Annotated in this window: 22 protein-coding genes; 18 read left to right on the plus strand and 4 right to left on the minus strand. The window is 49.8% G+C overall.

Features of this window, described 5'->3' with window-relative positions; genetic code table 11:
• Positions 1-105: 105 nt before the first annotated feature.
• Both nlpD and rpoS read left to right on the plus strand, forming a co-directional pair.
• Positions 106-1,236 (plus strand): murein hydrolase activator NlpD, encoded by a 1,131-nt coding sequence (nlpD, locus tag FN082_RS27450; RefSeq protein ID WP_139539566.1) that lies wholly within the window; start codon positions 106-108, stop codon positions 1,234-1,236.
• Positions 1,237-1,395: 159 nt separating this feature from the next.
• A complete protein-coding gene (gene rpoS, locus FN082_RS27455) occupies positions 1,396-2,388 on the plus strand; it encodes an RNA polymerase sigma factor RpoS (RefSeq protein ID WP_110275838.1) in 993 nt (330 codons plus the stop codon).
• Positions 2,389-2,454: 66 nt separating this feature from the next.
• Here rpoS and FN082_RS27460 read toward each other — a convergent pair whose 3' ends face one another.
• Positions 2,455-2,874, minus strand: a complete 420-nt coding sequence (locus FN082_RS27460) for a MarR family winged helix-turn-helix transcriptional regulator (RefSeq protein ID WP_139539565.1) — start codon at positions 2,872-2,874, stop codon at positions 2,455-2,457.
• A 170-nt stretch (positions 2,875-3,044) separates the two neighbouring features.
• On the opposite strand from FN082_RS27460, the gene FN082_RS27465 reads away from it, so the two are divergent.
• The 4 genes from FN082_RS27465 (at position 3,045) to FN082_RS27485 (ending at position 5,771) form a co-directional block, all read left to right on the plus strand.
• Positions 3,045-3,638 carry a non-oxidative hydroxyarylic acid decarboxylases subunit B gene (locus FN082_RS27465; protein WP_139539564.1) on the plus strand — a complete coding sequence of 198 codons (594 nt, stop codon included), beginning with the start codon at positions 3,045-3,047 and terminating at the stop codon, positions 3,636-3,638.
• The gene (locus tag FN082_RS27470) at positions 3,638-5,065 is read left to right on the plus strand and encodes a non-oxidative hydroxyarylic acid decarboxylases subunit C (protein WP_139539563.1); all 1,428 of its coding nucleotides are present in this window, start codon (positions 3,638-3,640) and stop codon (positions 5,063-5,065) included. Before FN082_RS27465 ends, FN082_RS27470 begins: the two co-directional genes overlap by 1 nt.
• 10 nt (positions 5,066-5,075) lie before the next feature.
• Entirely contained in the window at positions 5,076-5,312 is a 237-nt protein-coding gene (locus tag FN082_RS27475; RefSeq protein ID WP_139539562.1) for a non-oxidative hydroxyarylic acid decarboxylases subunit D, read from the plus strand.
• Between the two features lie 306 nt (positions 5,313-5,618).
• Positions 5,619-5,771, plus strand: coding sequence for a Hok/Gef family protein (locus FN082_RS27485; RefSeq protein WP_112213844.1), 153 nt, complete (start codon positions 5,619-5,621; stop codon positions 5,769-5,771).
• A 78-nt stretch (positions 5,772-5,849) separates the two neighbouring features.
• Here the strand turns inward: FN082_RS27485 and pphB are convergent, their stop codons facing one another.
• Positions 5,850-6,506 (minus strand): protein-serine/threonine phosphatase, encoded by a 657-nt coding sequence (gene pphB / locus FN082_RS27490; RefSeq protein ID WP_139539561.1) that lies wholly within the window; start codon positions 6,504-6,506, stop codon positions 5,850-5,852.
• A 314-nt stretch (positions 6,507-6,820) separates the two neighbouring features.
• On the opposite strand from pphB, the gene FN082_RS27495 reads away from it, so the two are divergent.
• Entirely contained in the window at positions 6,821-6,973 is a 153-nt protein-coding gene (locus FN082_RS27495; protein WP_139539560.1) for a Hok/Gef family protein, read from the plus strand.
• 75 nt (positions 6,974-7,048) lie between these two features.
• Here the strand turns inward: FN082_RS27495 and FN082_RS27500 are convergent, their stop codons facing one another.
• Positions 7,049-7,879: an SEL1-like repeat protein gene (locus FN082_RS27500; protein ID WP_139539559.1), complete on the minus strand. Its 831-nt coding sequence runs from the start codon at positions 7,877-7,879 to the stop codon at positions 7,049-7,051.
• A 292-nt stretch (positions 7,880-8,171) separates the two neighbouring features.
• Positions 8,172-10,733: a DNA mismatch repair protein MutS gene (mutS, locus tag FN082_RS27505; protein WP_142982726.1), complete on the minus strand. Its 2,562-nt coding sequence runs from the start codon at positions 10,731-10,733 to the stop codon at positions 8,172-8,174.
• 741 nt (positions 10,734-11,474) lie between these two features.
• Between mutS and FN082_RS27510 the strand changes: the two genes are divergently transcribed.
• The 11 genes from FN082_RS27510 (at position 11,475) to FN082_RS27560 (ending at position 20,946) form a co-directional block, all read left to right on the plus strand.
• Positions 11,475-12,020 carry a fimbrial protein gene (locus tag FN082_RS27510; protein WP_139539557.1) on the plus strand — a complete coding sequence of 182 codons (546 nt, stop codon included), beginning with the start codon at positions 11,475-11,477 and terminating at the stop codon, positions 12,018-12,020.
• A gap of 79 nt (positions 12,021-12,099) precedes the next feature.
• Complete coding sequence (locus FN082_RS27515) at positions 12,100-12,651, plus strand: fimbrial protein (RefSeq protein ID WP_139539556.1); 552 nt, start codon at positions 12,100-12,102, stop codon at positions 12,649-12,651.
• A gap of 77 nt (positions 12,652-12,728) precedes the next feature.
• Positions 12,729-15,197, plus strand: a complete 2,469-nt coding sequence (locus FN082_RS27520; protein WP_139539555.1) for a fimbria/pilus outer membrane usher protein — start codon at positions 12,729-12,731, stop codon at positions 15,195-15,197.
• Between the two features lie 44 nt (positions 15,198-15,241).
• Positions 15,242-15,985 carry a fimbrial biogenesis chaperone gene (locus FN082_RS27525; protein ID WP_139539554.1) on the plus strand — a complete coding sequence of 248 codons (744 nt, stop codon included), beginning with the start codon at positions 15,242-15,244 and terminating at the stop codon, positions 15,983-15,985.
• A gap of 18 nt (positions 15,986-16,003) precedes the next feature.
• Complete coding sequence (locus tag FN082_RS27530; protein ID WP_139539640.1) at positions 16,004-16,633, plus strand: fimbrial protein; 630 nt, start codon at positions 16,004-16,006, stop codon at positions 16,631-16,633.
• Positions 16,633-17,682: a fimbrial protein gene (locus FN082_RS27535; protein ID WP_139539553.1), complete on the plus strand. Its 1,050-nt coding sequence runs from the start codon at positions 16,633-16,635 to the stop codon at positions 17,680-17,682. Before FN082_RS27530 ends, FN082_RS27535 begins: the two co-directional genes overlap by 1 nt.
• Before the next feature lie 16 nt (positions 17,683-17,698).
• Positions 17,699-18,247, plus strand: coding sequence for a fimbrial protein (locus FN082_RS27540; protein ID WP_142982727.1), 549 nt, complete (start codon positions 17,699-17,701; stop codon positions 18,245-18,247).
• Between the two features lie 23 nt (positions 18,248-18,270).
• Positions 18,271-18,942 carry a helix-turn-helix domain-containing protein gene (locus FN082_RS27545; RefSeq protein ID WP_139539551.1) on the plus strand — a complete coding sequence of 224 codons (672 nt, stop codon included), beginning with the start codon at positions 18,271-18,273 and terminating at the stop codon, positions 18,940-18,942.
• Between the two features lie 102 nt (positions 18,943-19,044).
• Entirely contained in the window at positions 19,045-19,254 is a 210-nt protein-coding gene (locus FN082_RS27550; protein WP_139539550.1) for a DUF4762 family protein, read from the plus strand.
• 70 nt (positions 19,255-19,324) lie between these two features.
• On the plus strand, positions 19,325-19,993 hold the full coding sequence (locus FN082_RS27555) for a thioredoxin domain-containing protein (RefSeq protein ID WP_139539549.1): 669 nt from the start codon (positions 19,325-19,327) through the stop codon (positions 19,991-19,993).
• A 2-nt stretch (positions 19,994-19,995) separates the two neighbouring features.
• Positions 19,996-20,946 carry a lysophospholipid acyltransferase family protein gene (locus tag FN082_RS27560; protein ID WP_139539548.1) on the plus strand — a complete coding sequence of 317 codons (951 nt, stop codon included), beginning with the start codon at positions 19,996-19,998 and terminating at the stop codon, positions 20,944-20,946.
• The last annotated feature ends 5 nt before the right edge of the window (positions 20,947-20,951 follow it).

The raw sequence follows: 20,951 nt of genomic DNA on the forward strand, positions 1-20,951 counted from the left end.
TTTTTTTGCCTGTATTTAGGCATAGGGTGGACGCATTTTTCGTGTCCTGGCCGGGCACCGTCCGGTGAGCAAGATATTGGCAGTTAACATATTCCTGGGGGATAAATGAGCGCGGGAAGCCCAAAATTTACCTTAAGCCGCATTGCGGCTTTGTCACTGGTGTCACTCTGGCTGGCAGGCTGTAGCAGTTCCAACAATCCACCTGCGCCGGTTAGTTCGGCTGGCGGGGCTTCATCTTCCAGCACCAATTCCGGGATGCTGATTACGCCGCCGTCCAAAACCGGTACCTCTACCGTTCCGCAGGCGCGCCCGGTACAAACTCAACCGGTACAGGCGCAGCCTACCCAGATTCAGCCGATGGCCCAGGAGCCGGTGCAAACGGTGAACGGCAAAATTGTTTACAACCGTAAGTATGGCGATATTCCGAAAGGTAGCTATACCGGCGGCAGCACCTATACCGTTAAACGCGGTGACACACTGTTCTATATCGCATGGGTTACCGGGAACGACTTCCGTGACCTGGCGCAGCGCAATAATATCCCGGCACCGTATGGCCTGAACGTCGGTCAGACGCTGCAGGTTGGCAACGCTGCCGGTCAGCCTATCACCGGTGACAACGCCGTCGCCCAGGCCAGCGTGAAGGCCAGTAGCGGTGGGATGCTGACCGCAAATTCTGCACAAAAATCCACCGCGGTGGTTGCGTCACAACCAACTATTACGTATTCTGAATCTTCAGGTGAACAGAGTGCTAATAAGATGTTGCCGAATAACAAGCCTGCGACTACGACCACCGTCGCGCCAGTTACGGCTCCAGCTGTCAGCACAACCCAATCGACTGCAAGCAGTACGTCAACCAGTTCGCCGATCTCTTCATGGCGCTGGCCGACTGATGGCAAGGTTATCGAGAACTTTAGTGGTGCCGAAGGCGGCAATAAAGGTATTGATATTGCAGGCAGTAAAGGACAGGCTATTGTCGCGACCGCAGATGGACGCGTCGTCTATGCCGGTAACGCACTGCGCGGTTACGGTAATCTTATTATCATCAAACACAACGATGATTACCTGAGCGCCTACGCTCATAACGATACGATGCTCGTAAAAGAGCAACAAGATATCAAAGCGGGGCAGAAAATCGCTACCATGGGTAGCACAGGTACAAGTTCGACACGTTTACATTTTGAAATTCGTTACAAGGGGAAATCCGTCAACCCGCTGCAGTATTTACCGCAGCGATAATTTGGCAAAGTACGGATAAGCTCAGTATCACGAAGAAAGGCGCCAGGGCGGCCGCAATGCCTTCTTTATCAGGGGCATAAAAGGTTATCGTCCGGGCGTCTTTTGAGTGATGTTTAGTGAAGGTGCTTTGCTCAGGGATCACGGGTAGGAGCCATCTTTATGAGTCAGAATACGCTGAAAGTTCATGATTTAAATGAAGACGCGGAATTTGATGAGAACGGAGTCGAGGTTTTTGACGAGAAAGCCTTAGTTGAAGAGGAACCCAGTGATAGCGATCTGGCTGAAGAAGAGCTTCTTTCGCAGGGAGCAACCCAACGGGTGCTTGATGCGACGCAGCTTTATCTTGGAGAGATTGGTTATTCCCCACTGCTGACCGCCGAAGAAGAGGTGTATTTTGCTCGTCGCGCGCTGCGTGGTGACGTTGCGTCACGCCGCCGGATGATTGAAAGTAACCTGCGTCTGGTCGTCAAGATAGCCCGTCGTTACGGCAATCGTGGTCTGGCTTTGCTGGATCTGATTGAAGAAGGTAACCTGGGGCTGATTCGCGCAGTTGAGAAGTTTGATCCGGAACGTGGGTTCCGTTTTTCGACTTACGCGACCTGGTGGATTCGTCAAACGATTGAACGGGCGATAATGAACCAAACCCGTACCATTCGCTTGCCTATCCATATTGTTAAAGAGCTGAACGTCTATCTGCGTACCGCACGCGAGTTGTCCCATAAGCTGGATCACGAACCGAGCGCGGAAGAGATTGCTGAACAGCTGGATAAGCCGGTTGATGACGTGAGCCGGATGCTGCGTCTGAACGAGCGCATTACCTCGGTGGATACGCCGCTGGGCGGCGACTCGGAAAAAGCGCTGCTGGATATTCTGGCCGATGAGAAAGACAACGGTCCGGAAGACACCACGCAGGACGATGATATGAAACAAAGCATCGTCAAATGGCTGTTCGAATTGAACGCCAAGCAGCGTGAAGTGCTGGCTCGTCGCTTCGGCCTGTTGGGCTATGAAGCCGCCACGCTTGAGGATGTGGGCCGTGAAATTGGTCTGACCCGCGAACGCGTGCGTCAGATCCAGGTTGAAGGCTTGCGCCGTCTGCGGGAAATTCTGCAAGGCCAGGGGCTAAACATCGAAGCGCTGTTCCGCGAGTAAGATACCTTTCTCAAAAAAGGCTCAATCGTTCGATTGGGCCTTTTTCTTTTTGAGGACCTGACCGCGCTAATCTATCTGTTCCTTCGCCATCATTTTCCGGGTGAGGCCAGAAAATAGCTGACGTTCTTCGTCGCTCAGTCGGCCCAAAAACTCTTCATCAACAGCGTTACCCAGCGGCATTGAGCTTGCCAGCAACGCCTCGCCTTCTGCGGTTAAATAGACAAAACGACGACGTTTGTCCGCCGGATCGTGTTCACGATGGACCAACCCGCGGTTCTCCATACGGCTCAGCATTTCCGCCAGCGTCGCCTTGGTGCTGACCGCCGCTTCCGTCAGTGCGACCTGTTCGATGCCGGGATGCTCCGCGATTGAGCGCATCACTGCATACTGCGGTTTGGTGAGATCCGGCAGTTCGTGCTGCCAGCGGGCGGTATGCTGCTGAAAAAGCTGGCGCAGCAGGTGGAACGCCTCGTTTCTTAACTCCATGACAACTCCGTAATAAAACCGTCGGTTCTATGATAGCCGTTCGGATAACGTTTTAGCACATTTCCAGTTTTGATTAAAAATGCGGCCGTATACGAACGAACTTGCGTAGACCGCTTATCAAGCGTAGCTTTAATAAAAATGTTCGTATACGAACAATGTATGAGGTAACGATGAAGCTGATTGTTGGGATGACCGGAGCAACGGGTGCTCCGTTGGGTGTGGCGCTGCTTAAGGCGCTTCGTGAGATGCCGGAAGTGGAAACGCATCTGGTTATGTCAAAGTGGGCCAAAACCACCATTGAACTGGAAACGCCTTATACCGCTCGCGAAGTGGCTGAACTGGCCGATTTCTCACACAGCCCGGCGGATCAGGCCGCCATCATCTCATCAGGTTCATTTCGTACCGACGGCATGATTGTCATCCCCTGCAGTATGAAAACGCTGGCGGGGATCCGTGCCGGTTACGCCGAAGGGCTGGTGGGGCGGGCTGCGGATGTAGTGCTGAAAGAGGGGCGCAAGTTGGTGCTGGTGCCGCGTGAAATGCCGTTGAGCACTATCCATCTGGAAAACATGCTGGCGCTGTCCCGCATGGGGGTGGCGATGGTGCCGCCTATGCCTGCTTATTACAACCATCCCGAAACCATTGCAGACGTCACCGATCATGTTGTCGCGCGAGTGTTGGATCAGTTTGGTCTGGAGTATCACAAAGCGCGCCGCTGGAGCGGGTTACGGGCGGTAGAGAATTTTTCACAGGAGAATGAATAATGGCTTTTGATGATTTGCGCAGCTTTTTGCAGGCGCTGGACGACCAGGGGCAACTGCTGAAAATTAGCGAAGAAGTTAACGCGGAGCCGGATCTGGCGGCGGCGGCAAATGCCACCGGGCGCATTGGTGACGGTGCGCCCGCGCTGTGGTTTGACAACATCCGCGGTTTTACCGATGCTCGCGTGGCGATGAACACCATCGGTTCGTGGCAAAACCATGCTATTTCGATGGGGCTGCCGCCGAACACGCCGGTGAGAAAACAGATTGATGAGTTTATTCGTCGCTGGGATAAATTTCCGGTGACGCCGGAGCGTCGGGCAAACCCGGCGTGGGCAGAAAATACCGTCGATGGTGAAGACATTAATCTGTTTGATATTCTGCCGCTGTTTCGTCTGAACGATGGCGATGGCGGCTTTTATCTCGACAAAGCCTGCGTGGTTTCTCGCGATCCGCAGGACCCGGACAATTTTGGCAAGCAGAACGTCGGTATCTATCGCATGGAGGTGAAGGGCAAGCGTAAGTTAGGCCTGCAACCTATCCCAATGCATGACATTGCCCTGCATCTGCACAAAGCCGAAGAGCGCGGTGAAGACCTGCCGATCGCTATCACTCTCGGTAACGACCCGGTTATCACCCTGATGGGCGCCACGCCGCTGAAGTACGATCAGTCGGAATATGAGATGGCGGGCGCGCTGCGCGAGAGCCCGTACCCGATTTCCACCGCACCGCTGACCGGATTTGACGTGCCGTGGGGCTCGGAAGTGATTCTTGAGGGCGTTATTGAGAGCCGCAAGCGCGAGATCGAAGGGCCGTTTGGTGAATTCACCGGTCACTACTCCGGCGGCCGTAATATGACGGTGGTGCGTATCGATAAAGTTTCTTATCGCACAAAACCGATTTTTGAATCTCTGTACCTCGGTATGCCGTGGACTGAAATCGACTACCTGATGGGACCGGCAACCTGCGTGCCGCTGTATCAGCAACTGAAAGCTGAATTCCCGGAAGTGCAGGCCGTCAATGCGATGTACACTCACGGCCTGTTGGCGATTATCTCTACCAAAAAACGCTACGGCGGCTTTGCCCGTGCGGTTGGCCTGCGGGCGATGACTACGCCGCACGGCCTGGGCTACGTGAAGATGGTCATTATGGTTGATGAAGACGTTGACCCGTTCAACCTGCCGCAGGTGATGTGGGCGCTATCGTCGAAGGTCAACCCGGCAGGGGACCTGGTGCAGTTACCAAATATGTCGGTGCTTGAGCTTGATCCCGGCTCCAGCCCGGCGGGTATTACCGACAAACTGATTATCGACGCCACCACGCCGGTTGCGCCGGATCTTCGCGGTCACTATAGCCAGCCGGTACAGGATCTTCCTGAAACCAAAGCCTGGGCTGAAAAACTGACCGTCATGCTGGCCAACCGTAAATAAGGAGGAAAAGATGATTTGTCCACGTTGTGCCGATGAACATATTGAAGTGCTGGCGAAATCGCCGGTAAAAGATGTCTGGACGGTATTTCAGTGCCAGCACTGTTTCTATACCTGGCGCGATACCGAGCCGCTACGCCGCACCAGCCGTGAACATTATCCGGAAGCGTTTCGCATGACGCAGAAGGATATTGATGAATCGCCGATGGTGCCGCATATTCCGCCGCTGTTGGCGGAAGATAAACGCTAAAATAAACGGGCCCGCTAAGTCGGGCCCGTTTTATATTTAATTTATAAATTAAAGCCGGGACTAATAGATATAAAATCTTGCGAGTGTTATCGCAACCTGCAATAAAAAGATGGAATTCAACTTACTCAAGGTAATTTTCGTCATCAGCGGGTATAGAATAAACGCGGGTGCTTGAGGCTATCTGGCTTTGAGCATTTTTGAGGTTCCAGATAGACGAAAGCCCCAGGAGATATTTCTATCAACTGAGGCTAACGGATGAACATCAACAACTCAAATGTTAGTCTCTTCTTTGCAAGGAGGCAAGACATGCTGACAAAATATGCCCTTGTGGCAATCATTGTGCTGTGTATCACGGCGCTGGGGTTTACGTTGATGGTGCGCGATTCGTTATGCGAGTTGAGCATCAAAGAGCGTAGTATGGAGTTTAAAGCTGTTCTCGCTTACGAATCGAAGAAGTAGCAACAACGCGGGGGTAACCCCGCGTACTGGTTGTCAGGAAGCATCCTCTCGCACCCATTTTATCTCCACCGCGGTGAATCACCGTATACGGAAGAACGAAAGTTTGCCCGTTGTCGCCGAACCGGTATCGATATAAATCTGATTCGCATAAGTTTGTACGTTGCTTACGGTCATGTGCCCGAAGATAAAAAAATCGGCCCCGCTGATGGGGTTCGTTCGCCCCTCCAGAGAGCGCATAATGCGATCGATGGGCCATAAGATAGCGTTGGCATCCACGACCTTATTTGAGTGATAGGTCTGGCCCGGATAATCAGCATGGGCAATAACATATTTTTTATCATTGCTTTCTACTTCAAGAATATGAGGAATCTTTTGAAATCGAAGTAAAAATGTAATGGCCTCCTGCCTGTCTTGCTCGGTCAATGAGAAGAACCAGTCACCGCCACTCGCTAGCCATCTATTCCCATCCTGCGTTTCAAAAGCCTCTAACGCCATCGCTTCATGATTACCGATGACAGAAATAAACCAAGGTTCATCCAACAAACGTAAGACATCAAGATTTTCTGTACCGCGATCAATATTATCTCCAACGGAGATTAACAGGTCCGTCTCCTTATTGAAGGCAAGCTCTCTGAGTCGGTGATTGAGCAAGGTGTAACACCCATGAATATCTCCAACCACCCATATGTGATTATAATAATGAGATTGTATTTTTTCATAGCGTGCTATTGCCATTTTTACTTCGGTCCCGTTAGAGGTTGAGCCTGGTTGCGTGTTTTATTTTTTAGATGTAATTATCTCTGCAAGATAATATTTTCTCTACGAACTTGCTCGCAAATTATGATAAGTATACGTAAAGCTGCCTTCTCATTTATCAATACCCTATTAGTCGGGTATAAAATAGCTGCGGGTGCTTGAGGCTATCTGGCTTGGAGCATTTGCAATAATTCAGATAGACGAAAGCCCCAGGAGATATTTCTATCAACTGAGGCTAACGAATGAACATCGACAATTCGGATGTTAGTCTCTTCTTTGCAGGGAGGCAAGACATGCTGACAAAATATGCCCTTGTGGCAATCATCGTACTGTGTATCACGGTGCTGGGATTTACGCTGATGGTGCGCAGCTCGCTGTGTGAGCTAAGCATCAAAGAGCGTAGTATGGAGTTTAAAGCTGTTCTCGCTTACGAATCGAAGAAGTAGCATCAGCGCGGGGGTAACCCCGCGTATTGGTTGTCAGGAAGCATCCTCTCGCACCCATTTTTTGCCCTTCAGGTTTCACTGGCGCTGTTTCTCCAGCGCCTTTTTCGCTTCCGGGTGGCCATTATTTGCGGCAAGCTGATACCAGTATGCCGCCTGTTTTTTATCTACCGGAACGCCATCGCCTTCGTCGTATATCTCCCCGACAATATACTGTGATTCGGCGTCATTTTGTTCGGCGGCTTTACGAAACCAGGATAGAGCCTGCGCTTTGCTTTTTGTTACGCCGTTCCCGTCGTTGTACATGACGCCCAGATTGAACAGGGCGTTAACATCGTTCTGTTTTGCCGCCTTCATAAACCATTCCCAGGCCAGAGCATAATTTTGTGGAACGTATTGGCCAAAATAATAAAGCTGCCCCAGAGCGAACTGGGCGGAAGCGGAATGTTGTGCAGCCGACTTTTTATACCAATAGATGGCCCGCTCGATATCAGGGGCGATACCGATGCCTCTTTCATAGCTGCGGCCTAAATTTTGCTGGCCTGCGGCATCACCCTGCGCTGCGGATTTCTTATACCAGGTGACCGCCTGCTGTACGTCTTGCTTGACGCCGTCTCCGGTCATATATAAGACGCCAAGATTGCTTTGCGCGGTAGAGTTGCCGTTATTCGCCGCTTTCAAATACCAAACAGCCGCCTGCCGGGTATCTTTTGCCACGCCATGGCCCAGGTGGTACATATTGCCTAACCAGAGCTGCGCGGGAGCATAGTTTTTCCCGGCAGCAAAGCGCATCCATTTCTCTCCTTTTAACGGGTCGTAAATATTCCCTGGTTTCTGTTCCAGATAATATGCGCCAAGTTTATATTGTGATTTGGGATTGCCGCGAATCGCGGAGATTTCCAGGAACATGCCAGGCGTATTTTCCCCTTTAGTATTAGGTGGGGATTTAATTAAATTAACAAAATAATTTAGCGTGTCTTTATCTCGGCGGGTGGTTTCTGCTGACTGAGTGTTATACATAATTGCAGTCACGATACCTGTGGCTAATATGTATAAGAGTTTCTTTTTTGTCAGGACCATATTATTCACTATATCCATATAGAGTAGCGGAAATTAACTGTCACGTCTGATGATATTATGGGGTAACTTTAGCTTTGTTTGACAAGAGAAAACGGGCAACGCAAGCTGCCCGTCTTTAATATTACACCAGACTCTTCAGGCGATAGATCCATTCCAGCGCCTGGCGCGGCGTTAATGAATCCGGGTCAAGATTCTCCAGCGCTTCAACCGCAGGCGAGGTTTCTTCCGGGGCGGAGAGCAGCGACATCTGCGTGCCGTCCACCTGAGTGGCGGCTGCGCTCGGCGCGATGCTTTCCAGCTCGCGCAGCTTCTGCCGTGCGCGCTTAATCACCTCTTTTGGCACCCCGGCCAGCGCCGCGACCGCCAGGCCGTAGCTCTTGCTGGCCGCGCCATCCTGCACGCTGTGCATAAAGGCGATGGTGTCGCCGTGTTCCAGAGCATCAAGATGGACGTTGGCCACGCCTTCCATTTTCTCCGGTAACTGGGTTAGCTCGAAATAGTGAGTGGCGAAGAGCGTCAGCGCTTTAATCTTATTCGCCAGATTTTCCGCGCAGGCCCAGGCCAGCGACAGGCCATCATAGGTTGAGGTTCCGCGGCCAATTTCATCCATTAGCACCAGGCTGTGTTCGGTGGCGTTATGCAGAATATTGGCGGTTTCGGTCATTTCCACCATAAAGGTCGAACGGCCGCTCGCCAGGTCATCTGCTGCGCCGACGCGGGTGAAGATGCGGTCAATAGGGCCGATTTCCACTTTTTCCGCCGGAACGTAGCTGCCGATATAGGCCAGCAGCGCGATCAGCGCGGTCTGACGCATATAGGTACTTTTACCGCCCATATTTGGACCGGTGATAATCAGCATCCGCCGCTGCGGGGCGAGGTGCAGCGGGTTGGCGATGAACGGCTCTTTCAGTACCTGCTCAACCACAGGATGACGACCTTCGCTGATACGAATGCCCGGTTTATCGCTAAAGGTTGGGCGGCAGTAATTGAGCGTTTCTGCCCGCTCGGCGAGGTTCACCAGCACATCAAGCTCCGCCAGCGCGCTGGCGCTTTGTTGCAGATCGCCAAGATGCGGCAGCAGCATATCGAACAGCTCGTCGTATAGCTGTTTTTCCAACGCCAGCGCTTTCCCTTTCGAGGTCAGTACTTTGTCTTCATATTCCTTAAGTTCAGGAATGATGTAGCGTTCGGCGTTTTTAAGGGTCTGGCGGCGAACGTAGTGAATCGGCGCATGCTGGCTCTGTCCACGGCTAATCTGGATGTAATAGCCGTGAACGGCGTTGTAGCCTACCTTCAACGTATCCAGCCCCAGGCGTTCACGTTCGCGAATTTCCAGTCTATCGAGATAATCGGTAGCGCCATCGGCCAGGCCGCGCCACTCATCCAGTTCTGCATTATAGCCGGGGGCGATAACGCCGCCATCGCGAACCAGCACCGGCGGCGCGTCGATAATCGCCCGCTCCAGTAGTTCACGGAGTTCGCTAAATTCGCCCATCTTCTCGCGTAGCTGCTGTACAGGCGCACAGCCGACATCGGCCAGCATGGTGCGCAGTTCCGGCAACTGCTGGAAAGCGTGACGCATGCGTGCCAGGTCGCGCGGGCGGGCGGTACGCAGCGCCAGACGCGCCAGAATGCGCTCGAGATCGCCGACCTGACGCAATATCGGCTGCAGCTCGGTATAGTGTTCCTGCAGCGCGCCGATGGTCTGCTGACGGTCTACCAGCACAGCGGTGTCGCGCGCCGGCATATGCAACCAGCGCTTAAGCATACGGCTGCCCATTGGCGTGACGGTGCAGTCGAGTACCGAGGCCAGCGTATTTTCTATGCCTCCGGCCAGATTCTGGGTTATCTCCAGATTCCGGCGGGTGGCGGCATCCATAATAATGCTGTCCTGCTGGCGCTCCATGGTGATGGAACGAATGTGAGGCAGCGAGGTGCGTTGAGTGTCTTTGACATATTGCAACAGGCAGCCAGCGGCGCACAGGCCGCGTGGGGCGTTTTCAACACCGAAACCAACCAGATCGCGCGTACCAAACTGGAGGTTAAGCTGCTGGCGCGCGGTGTCGATTTCAAACTCCCACAGCGGTCGGCGGCGCAGGCCGCGACGGCCTTCAATCAGTGACGGCTCAGTGAAATCTTCGGCGTACAGTAATTCAGCGGGATTGGTGCGCTGCAATTCTGCCGCCATCGTCTCGCGGTCAGCGGGTTCGCTCAGGCGAAAACGTCCGGAGCTGATATCCAGAGTGGCATAACCAAAGCCCTTGCTGTCCTGCCAGATGGCGGCCAGCAGGTTATCCTGGCGCTCCTGCAGCAGCGCTTCATCGCTGATGGTGCCGGGAGTCACGATGCGCACGACTTTGCGCTCAACCGGCCCTTTAGTGGTCGCCGGATCGCCAATTTGCTCGCAAATCGCGACAGACTCACCCTGATTAACCAGTTTGGCCAGATAGTTCTCCACCGCATGATGCGGGATCCCGGCCATGGGAATCGGTTCGCCTGCGGAAGCCCCGCGTTTGGTTAGCGAGATATCAAGCAGCTGAGACGCGCGCTTTGCGTCGTCATAAAACAGCTCGTAGAAGTCTCCCATCCGGTAAAACAGCAGGATCTCCGGGTGCTGAGCTTTTAGCTTGAGATACTGCTGCATCATCGGCGTATGGGCGTCAAGATTCTCTAGTGTACTCATCTGTTTTTGATGTCCATTTTCTTAAGTTTTAATGAGTTAGCGGAGTTTGTTGTTTTCATTACGTTACGCTATGGCTCATTGGTTCCTGTGAAATTCTGCATTTCTTTCATTTGCACATAGGCGCATGATAACGGAGTCTTCAGGTCAGGAAAACAAGAAGGAAGGGATAGTGAGTCAGAGCAGGGGGAATGACAGTGGCAAAGACGAAAAATGGCGCGCTTACGGGAGTGCGAATGCATTTTTGCCAGCGGTTTTCTGTCGATAAATGCTCAACCTAAGTGATGATGTTATCTGTGTTTGTGAGGAATTAAATAGGCTGTTATTTCAATTGATTTAACAGTTTCGATGATGGTAGGGCGCTTATTTGTTAATGATATTGATAACAATTACATTTTAATAACAAGCCATTTGGTATATTCTCCACCTATTAATTACTGGAAGTAATTTGTTTTTAGGAACTATCGCAATATCGTGCGAGTTAATTCTCTAAAGTAATAACATTCGCGAGGTTAAATGTTTTTTTAATTACCTGGTTAATGTATTTCTTTTTGCTCAAAAAATGATTTGATAATATTCCTGGTGCCCAGAGGATTTGGCGTAATTAAATATATTTAATGGTAATTTAATTATTGTAACGGATTTTTTGGTGATGCAGAGGGCTGGAGTCATGATGTAAATATACCATTACGACTAATTGCTCTTTACTCTCTTAGGATAAAATTTATAACGCAGGAATTGTTTATGAAACTGAATAAAGTTGCTATGGCTGTAGCATTAACTGCTGCACTTGGTTCGATGTCTGCTCTTGCCGATTCAACTCACGGACAGATTGAGCTTGAAGGTGTGCTGGTAAACACCGCATGTGGTTTGGCTCCATCTTCCAGCCCGGTAACCGTGGATTTTGGTGAAGTTCCTGTTTCTCTGCTGGTTGGCGGTGGTCAGGCGACTGAAACTAAAAATATTGAACTGCAGTACTGTGATACCACCATTGCCAGCTCTGCCATCGTTACCTACACCCCGACTTCGGTTAACCCGAACGACGCTACTCTGGCTGCATTCACTTCTGGTTCTGCAAGCGGCGCGGGCATCAGCCTGAAAGACAGCGCCAGCCAGACTGTAACCTGGGGTGCTCAGACGACTCCGGTAACCTTAGTTGACGGCGCAAATACCATTCCGTTCGTTGCTGTTCTGAAGGCGGAAGCCCAGGCGGCAGGCGTGACTACGGCTCCGGTCGTTACTCCTGGCGCCTTCCAGTCCACGATCAACTTCACTATCGATTATCAATAATCGATTTTAAGTTATCGTTCGCGGAGGGAGATCCCCTCCGCGAAATTAAGAGAATGCCAGATAAAATGGAATTCTGAATATGGCAAAGGATACAAACAAAATATGGCCGTTGGTATTATTCGTATCCATATTGCTCTTTCCCGGACAGGCCTTCAGTACTAATTTTACTCCCGGACAGTTGGCCTTATCCGGCGAACTGGTGGTTGCTGCATGTGATATTGACCCTGATTCACGAGAATTATGGGTGGATTTTGGCAACATATCGGCTCGCGATATCAATATGGATCAAGCTGCTAATCTTAGCCGACCTTTTTCCGTCCGCTTAATTGGTTGCGAATCTTTTATTGGTAAGCAGCATGGTTCGATCGCCTATGCCACGATAACCTTTATGGGTAATGTCAGTGTGGAAGATTCCACCGTCTTAATTCCCGAAGGTGAGGGTAAAGGGTTTGGCATACAAATTCGTGACAGGTATGGGGAAATTCTAACCTTTGGGGAACCTTCTTCAGGGGAGCTGTTAAGCGATGAAAGTAATACGCTGAAATTCACGGCTTCGTTGGTCCCAGTGCAGCAGCATATTAAAGCCGGGGATTTTTATGCCGTAACCCGTTTCTTTATGGATTACAACTAGAAGCAAACTGGCCAGGCATAGTTGTCAGCTTGTTTGTCACATGTTCTATTTTAATGAATGATTCGGGATGAATTGTGATGCCATCGCAACTAAAAATAAATCTAATCCTCTCTCAGATATTTATTTTCTGCTGCAATTCTGTGGTTTTCGCTTCGGCAGATGTGGAATTCAATACTGACGTGCTGGATGCTGCTGACCGCGATAATATCGATTTAACGCGGTTTGCGACCGACAACTACGTTCCCGCCGGTGAATACCTATTAGATATTAAAATTAATGGTCAAGCGGTAGGGCAGCACAAGGTCCGCTATCTGGCGTCCGAAGACCAGAAACATACCCAAGCCTGTGTTAACGGGGAAATATTATCCCGTTTAGCGCTGAAAGAAGAAGCACAGAAAAAAGTTACACCGTTATTTGAAGATTGTTATGACGTGTTGAGCATTCCCGGAGCCAGCCTGGCTAACTATGCCGGAGTGCTGGATATCACGGTCCCGCAGGCGTGGATGAAATACAACGATCCAAACTGGACGCCGCCTGAGCGTTGGGATCAGGGGATCGGTGGATTCCTGTTCGACTATAGCCTGACCGGGCAATATACCCGCCAGCTTGATATACATAAAGAGTACACCACCTTAAGCGGATACGGCCAGGCCGGAGCTAATCTGGGCGGATGGCGTTTACGCGGCGAGTATCAGACCAGCTATTACAGCTCGATGCACCAATTCGACTTTGATATGAATCAGATCTACGCCTACCGCCCGTTACCGCTGATGGCGGCAAAGCTGACGGCAGGGGAGATCTATCTCGATTCTCAGGTTTTTGATACCGTACGTTTTACCGGACTTAATCTCGTCAGCGACGAGCGCCAGCTACCGCCAAATTTGCAGGGCTATGCGCCGGAAATTCGCGGACTGGCAAAGACCAACGCCAAGGTTACGGTCAAGCAGAGTGGACGTATCCTTTATGAAACAACCGTTCCAGCCGGACCATTTAATATTCAGGATCTGCGCAGTTCGGTACGCGGAACGCTGGATGTTCAGGTGGAGGAGCAGGATGGTTCAATCTCTACTTTCCAGGTTAATACCGCCAACATCCCTTATCTCACGCGTCCAGGCTACGTTCGCTATAACGTGGCGATGGGAGTGCCATCCCGTTATAGCCATAAAATCCAGGGGCCGGGATTTGCATCCGGTGACTTCTCCTGGGGGATAACCAACGCATGGTCGCTTTATGGTGGACTACAAAGTGCTGGCGCGGGATATACTGCGGTATCCGCCGGTATTGGTCGCGATCTTAGTATATTTGGTGCGCTCTCGGTGGATGCCACCGAATCTTACAGTCAGCAGTCAAATCAAAAAAGACTGAAAGGTACGTCGTTTAAGCTGAGCTATGCGAAAACCTTCGACGAATATAACAGTTCAATTACCTTCGCTGGATATCGCTTTTCTCAGGAGGACTTCCGCTCTTTCTCGCAATATCTCAACGAACGCTACGAAGGTTATGACAGCCTGGGCCGCGAGAAAGAAGTTTATACCATTACCGGGAACAAAACCTTCTGGGCCAATGAGCCGGGCAAAGCGACGACTGTATTTCTCACCTATACCCATCAGAACTACTGGAACCGTAGTAGCCAGGATCGCTACGGGATTTCTTTAGGTCGCTCATTTAATGTCGGCAGTATTCGCGGGATCACGACCAATATTTCAGCATATCGTTCTGACTATGAGGGGCGCAGGGATGATTCGATAGCTTTCTCACTCTCTATTCCCATTGGCGATAGTCGATGGAGCGGCCTGGATGTACAGACCAATAACGGTAAAACCAGCCCCATGCTTTCGTATACCGATAATAGTGATTACAACAACCTGTGGCGATTACGCGCAGGGGCTAGCCAGAACGGCTCTGCCGATATCGATGGTTATTATCAAAGACGCTCTCAATATGCCGAAATTAATAGTAACGCCAGTTACCAGCAAAATAGCTATTTATCCCTGAGCAGCACCTTACGTGGCGGTTTTACCGCGACTCGTCATGGTGCGGCTATCCATAACAGCGGCGCAACGCTCAATACCGCACGCATGATGGTCAATACCAACGGCATCGGCGATGTGCCGCTGAATGACGGTAGATCAAGAACCAACGGTTTCGGTATTGCTGTTATCCCGGACATCGTGAGCTACAACAGTTTCGATACCAGGGTTGATGTTGATGCGATGTCGGAATCTATTGAGGCGGCAAAAGCTATCAGCACGACAACGATGACGGAAGGCGCTATTGGCTATCAGGCCTTTGGTATGGCGAAAGGCGAGAAAATGATGGGCATTATTCGCCTGGCTGATGGTTCCTATCCGCCCTTTGGCGCAGAGGTTATCAACGACGATGGCGTGAGCGTTTCGATGATCATGGAAGGCGGACAGGGATGGCTGGCAGGGGTGAATCCGCAGGAGCAGCTCAATGTGATATGGAGTGGGAAAACACAATGTCAGATAACCATTCCACCAACCATAGAACACCGTTCGACCTCTGCGCTATTGCCGTGTAAGTGATCGATTTGTAGGTAAATAACAGTCACCGTATGAAAAGGCCAAAAATGAGTAGAACAAGCAATAAATGCTACTGGATGGGTGTCCTGATGCTGGCTGCGGTAAGCGGTACCGCTCAGGCGGGCGTTTCAGTCGATCGCACCCGATTAATCATCACCGGTAAAGACAGTTCGGCGAGCGCAAATCTAACCAATACCAGCCCGGATATTCCGTTCCTGGCGCAATCGTGGGTTGAAGACAGTAAAGGCAACAAAATTACTTCTCCTTTAGTGGTGTTGCCACCGTTGCAACGTATTAACGGCGGGCAAAAAGGTGTGGCGCGCGTTACTAAAACTGACGGCATCAACCAGCTTCCACAAGATCGCGAAAGCCTCTTTTATTTGAACGTGCGTGAAATTCCGCCCAAGCCAGATAAGGCGAATGTCCTGCAATTGGCTATGCAATCGCGGATTAAATTGTTTTACCGCCCGACAGCCATTATTCCCAAAAGTAAAAGCGAGATTTGGCAGGACCAGGTTGTCTTTCAAAAGAATGGCAACAAGATCAGCGCGCAAAACCCGACACCCTATCACATCACCATCATTAGCTTGATGCGTGCGGGTGGCGAAAAAATAACCAAATTTCCAGGGGTAATGATTGCGCCAAAATCCAACCTGGAATTCAGTGTAACTGACGGCGGGATCAGAGAGTTCTCGATGATGTACGTGAATGATTATGGCGGTCATCCGGAACTGAAATATCGCTGTGAAGGAAATACCTGTAAGGCGCTGCCGCCATCACAGCAAGGGTAACAGAAGAGGAACCTGATGATGAAAATGCGTTTATCGCTATTAGCACTGTTTATATTTGGTATTAGCACATCGGCTCAGGCTGAGGCTGATATTCCGCTACAGCCGCAGCACTATAACCAGGATCATCAGGGGGAAGATGGCGGCAAAGTCATATTTCATGGTTCCGTATATGCTTCGCCTTGCGTTCTTGCACCGCAGAGCCGCTTGCAGATTATTGAAATGGGTGAAATTAGCGCCCGCCGTTTTCATCAGGCGGGCGATCGTAGCCAGCCGGTGCTTATTCGCATTGATTTGAAAGATTGCCTGAAAGGCGCGTCGCAGGCTCGCGATAGCCTTGCTTCGAAGACCACCGGAATTGACAAGCATCTCTATACCACCGGTGAGCAGGCGGTACAGCTAACGTTTATCGGCGAGTCGGATATGAATAATCGTCAATTATTGCGTCTGACCGGCGGTATTTCAGGTGCTGGTATTCGCCTGCTGGATACCAAAGCACGCGCGTTGGATATTAATCAGACCCAGCCGTTGCTCATTGTTAAAACCGGTGATAGCAGCCTGACGTTTATGGCGGCGCTGGAATCTACCGGAACAAATGTTATTGCAGGTGATTTTAGTGGATTGCTGCGTTTAAAAATGGAGTATTTCTAATGGCGACAATGACAATCAGGTTAAAAACTCGTGTTGCTATTTTGCTTTATATCAGCCTGCTGTCCTGGGAAGCTAATGCCGCGATTGAAGGGGAGATTACGCCAGTTGGTGGTTCTAAAATGTATAATATTAACGTTGCCAACCAGGACGTAACGAATAATAGCATTGGCTCGACAATTCCTTATGACTTCTCGTTAGGTGGTCAATATTCTGGCGTGGTTAGTTGTAGTACCACAATGACTAAACAACCTATTTATTACACGGCTACCGCATCGCTGCTTGAGCAGGGAATGACTACTGGTTATTTAAAACTCAACGATTATATGGATGTTAAAATAGAAATCTATATCGGTGGGCGACGTGGGGAAGATATTGCTGTGCCATTTTATAATGAATCGAACGAGGCCAATCAAAATACATGTGTTCCCCCAACAACACAAATTAACAACTTTGAGTCCGGTGGTAGGGGGCGTGTAACATTTATGATTACCAAACCCATTATTAATGGTCTTAATCTTTTAGGAACTGAAGTTGCCAAACTTTATGGGCGTATGGGGAATTTCTCCAGCGTAATGGGAATGACGCCGATGTCGATTGTTTCTATTAACTCTGGAGTTATCACCGTTCCGGACAAATGTATAATTAACTCAGGTTCCCCAATTACGGTAGATTTTGGCACGATCCCCAGTTCAGGTTCATCACTTAATGGTATTAATTACAGTCAGTCTTTGCCGATTAAGGTTAAATGTGAAGGCGGGAGTTTTGCTAATGGTAGTCTGAATATTAAACTGGGTATTCAGCAGGCTAATACGGCCAGTTTTAATAGCGATTACCTGGGTACGACTGGTCCCGTTGATCGTTCTAATCTTGGTATTATTATTAAAGACGGAAACACGTTGGTTTCTGCAAATAAATTTTATGATATTCAAGGGTTTGCGAATAACCAAGGGACGTGGAATTTAACTGCTGCACCGATTGCGCAGGATGGAACAAACGTTGCAGAAGGGGACTTTCAGGCATCAGCCACCGTGGTTGCTGAATTCCAGTAAAGGGGAAGGGGGGAGCATGCGTCAATTTATCGCATCAATAATACTTATATTTTCATTATCGACAACATCCCCTGCACATGCCATCGGGGAACTGATCGGCGGTGATTTAAATTTTAAAGGAACAGTTGTCGCACAGGGCTGTAGTATTGTACCCTCATCCCAAAGTGTGGCTGTAGATTTTGGCGAGATATCAACCCGAACCTTATACATGCAAGGGAAATCCCAGCTAAAATCATTTGTGATTGAGCTACAGGACTGCAGTACGGCTGTTTTTAATACGGTCTCAGTGACCTTTAACGGCCAAAAAAATGTCAATATGATTGACCGCCTGGCAATTACACCGGTGGCTTCCAGTACCGTCAGTGGTATTGGCATTGGTTTTGAAGAAAGTGATGGCACGCCTATTTCATTGGAATCGCCGACAACCGCAGTAGCACTTTCTGAATCCACTATACAGTTAAGTTTTAACGCTTTTGTTGAGGGGGAACAGGATGCCTTGAACAACAAAACATTACAGGCTGGAGCGTTTCAGGCGACGGCTTACTATACCCTCAATTACCAGTAGTACCGATCAGGGATGATTGAAATATGAGCTGCAATTTTTTTCTTTACGATAAAAATATCTTTTTTTCGGAGGGTATTCGCTCAGCGGTTACCCATCTTACTGCTTGTGATTCCGATTGTTCTTTCTCAAGACTTGAGAGTTTTTCTCAGCTGGTTGGGACTCTGCAGTTACCAAAGAAGAAGGATGAACTGAACTGGATTTTGTGTGATGTTGACAGTTTGCCGGATGAGCGTTTTGACGCTCTACATACGATTAAAGAATATTATTGTAGAGAAAATCAAAATCTGGTGATATTGTTGAGCGAAAGCAATGTAGCTCTTTTTTTTGCGCTCCATTCGATTCTACCCAGCGCCAGTTGGTTATTAAAGAAAGAGTCTCTAGACGATTTCTCGCGCTTTATCAGAGACTCGCAATTTGCCGCGACAAAGAAGATATTCTTTAGCCGCTCTCTGATTAACTATACACGTCAACAATGGTTGACAAGGGATTTTAACAACAGCATCTCCAGTGATGACTGGTGGTTAATGGAAGAGATCTTCAAAGGGAAATCGTTATCGCAAATTTCTTCTGAGCAAAGGATTGATGTTCGTCGATTGAGTCGTTGCAAACGGGGCCTGATGAAAAAGCTAAACGCGAAAAATAACGTTGAGCTATTTCATATTTTCAGGTGCATCGTTGCGACACCGTGCGTGTAATTCCGTACTTATTCGAACATTCACAGAACTGCTGGCAGTAATAAAAGTCGGTAGATAAACGTAGTAAATGTATTTCAATATTAACATTCAAGGATTTTATAAATGCAAAAATTAAGCATGATTGAAGCATCAGCTATTATTGGCGGAACCTGCAAGGAAACCTGCACCAGCTCTTATGAGACAGTGGTTGTTGGCGGTGTCTCTACCTGTAAAGAAGTGACTACCTGTACCGATAAACACGGTAACTCAACCGTGACGATGAAAGATGCTGCCGATGGCATGTGCGTTGTGCCGAATAGCATCCGCCATTAATTTCTGCTGTGGTATATGGAGGGGAAACCCTCCATATATTTCTACGCCATTTTCGCGAGCCTGGTATCAAATGAAGATTAAACCTATTACCGCTGTTGGCTACACGTTTCTGGTGGCGCTAATTTCGTCGCTGATTACCGTCCTGTGCTATCACCTTTTTGTGTTTAACACCTTCTCACTGGACAGCAGTAAACCGTCGGCGTTACGGGAAATTGACCGCGCAACGGTGGCTGTTAGCCCAATCAAACATGAAAACAGCATTATTGAAGTGATGTCCTATGGCTGTCACTACTGCGCGTCGAACGAGGAAGATATCGAAAAATTGGCCGCCACGTTACCGGCCAATAGCACCTTTGAAGTTATCCATATTACTGCTGAAAGAAATGGTCTGGCGGTTTATGCCCCGGTTTTTGCGACCCTTGAAGTTATGGGCATTGAACGTCAACTGCGTGACCAGGCTTATAATTCGGTAATGACCCGCGGTATTAATTTAGCTGATTCTGAATTACTTGACGTTTGGTTGAAGAAAAACGACATCGATGTCGTGAAATATCACCAAATACGCCAAAGCAAAGCCGTTGCTGACCGTCTGGAATATATGGCGAAAATCACTGAACTTTATGACATTAATGCGACACCGCTGTTTATTGTGAATAAAAAATACGTGGTAGCGAAAGATCGTCAGTTTCCTGAGTTTGCCGACTATATGCGCCAGCTGTTAACTCAGGGCAAGGAGTAAGCGTGACGCGCTTTCTGATCGTCTGGAGCGTCTTCAGCGTAAGAAAATGGTCCGCGCAGCTGAGCTGGCGCTACCGGCCTTTTATCGGTCACGGTCAAAAGGCGGTGCGCACGCTAATGCGTTACATCCCCATGCCCCTGCTGCTGACAATAGCCCGTGCGTTGTGCTGGCTGCGTCTGCTGGGCAGGCAATATCGCGGACGCACCGCCGTGGCGACGCAAAACTACCGCTGCCTGACGGGCGCCGATGGCCATATTGATGCCGCATGGATTGCCATGCGCCGCCAACTGCTGGAGATGGGGGCGACCTGGGGACAGCACCCGATCACGTTGTCGCAGATACAGGCGTGCACGCAGGAACTTGATGCCGTTGTCGCTCCACTGGTGGCGCAAAAGACACCGGTTGTCCTCGCACCGTTGCACTGCGTGTCCGATATTCTGGCGGCGATGGTCGGTGCCGGGGTAACGCCTGGGAAAGCCAGCGTGGTGGTCTCTTCCAGCGCGGAAAGCTATACCGCCGCCAGCCGCAAAATGGGCGGCGTCGCGCTCTCTTACTGCTCCATTCATCAGGATAATACTGCGCTGGCCAGCGAGCTGATGGCGTTAATGACTAACGTCTCGGAAGGGCGGGAAAATATGATTATTTTTCCGGATATTCCCGCCGACTATACCGTGCAGACCCATGAGGCGCAGTCCGGGAAAATCCGCTGTCGGCTATTTGACCGCCCGGCAAAATTACATAGCGGCGTACAGCGCTTCTCGCGCATCGTGGCAGCGCAGGTGGTTTTTTATCACCTCTATTATCAGCAAGGGATAAAAATAAAAATCTACTCCCCGCTGTCGCCAAAAGAGGTTGCGGCAAAGCTGCCGACGATTATTGAAAACACTCTGCGGGATTATCCACAGGATTGGCTTTTATGGCACAGCCATTCGCTCTACTTTATTAATCACTGATGCAT

Origin of the sequence: Klebsiella spallanzanii (assembly GCF_902158555.1) — a bacterium.
In the GTDB taxonomy this organism is placed as follows: Bacteria; Pseudomonadota; Gammaproteobacteria; order Enterobacterales; family Enterobacteriaceae; genus Klebsiella; species Klebsiella spallanzanii.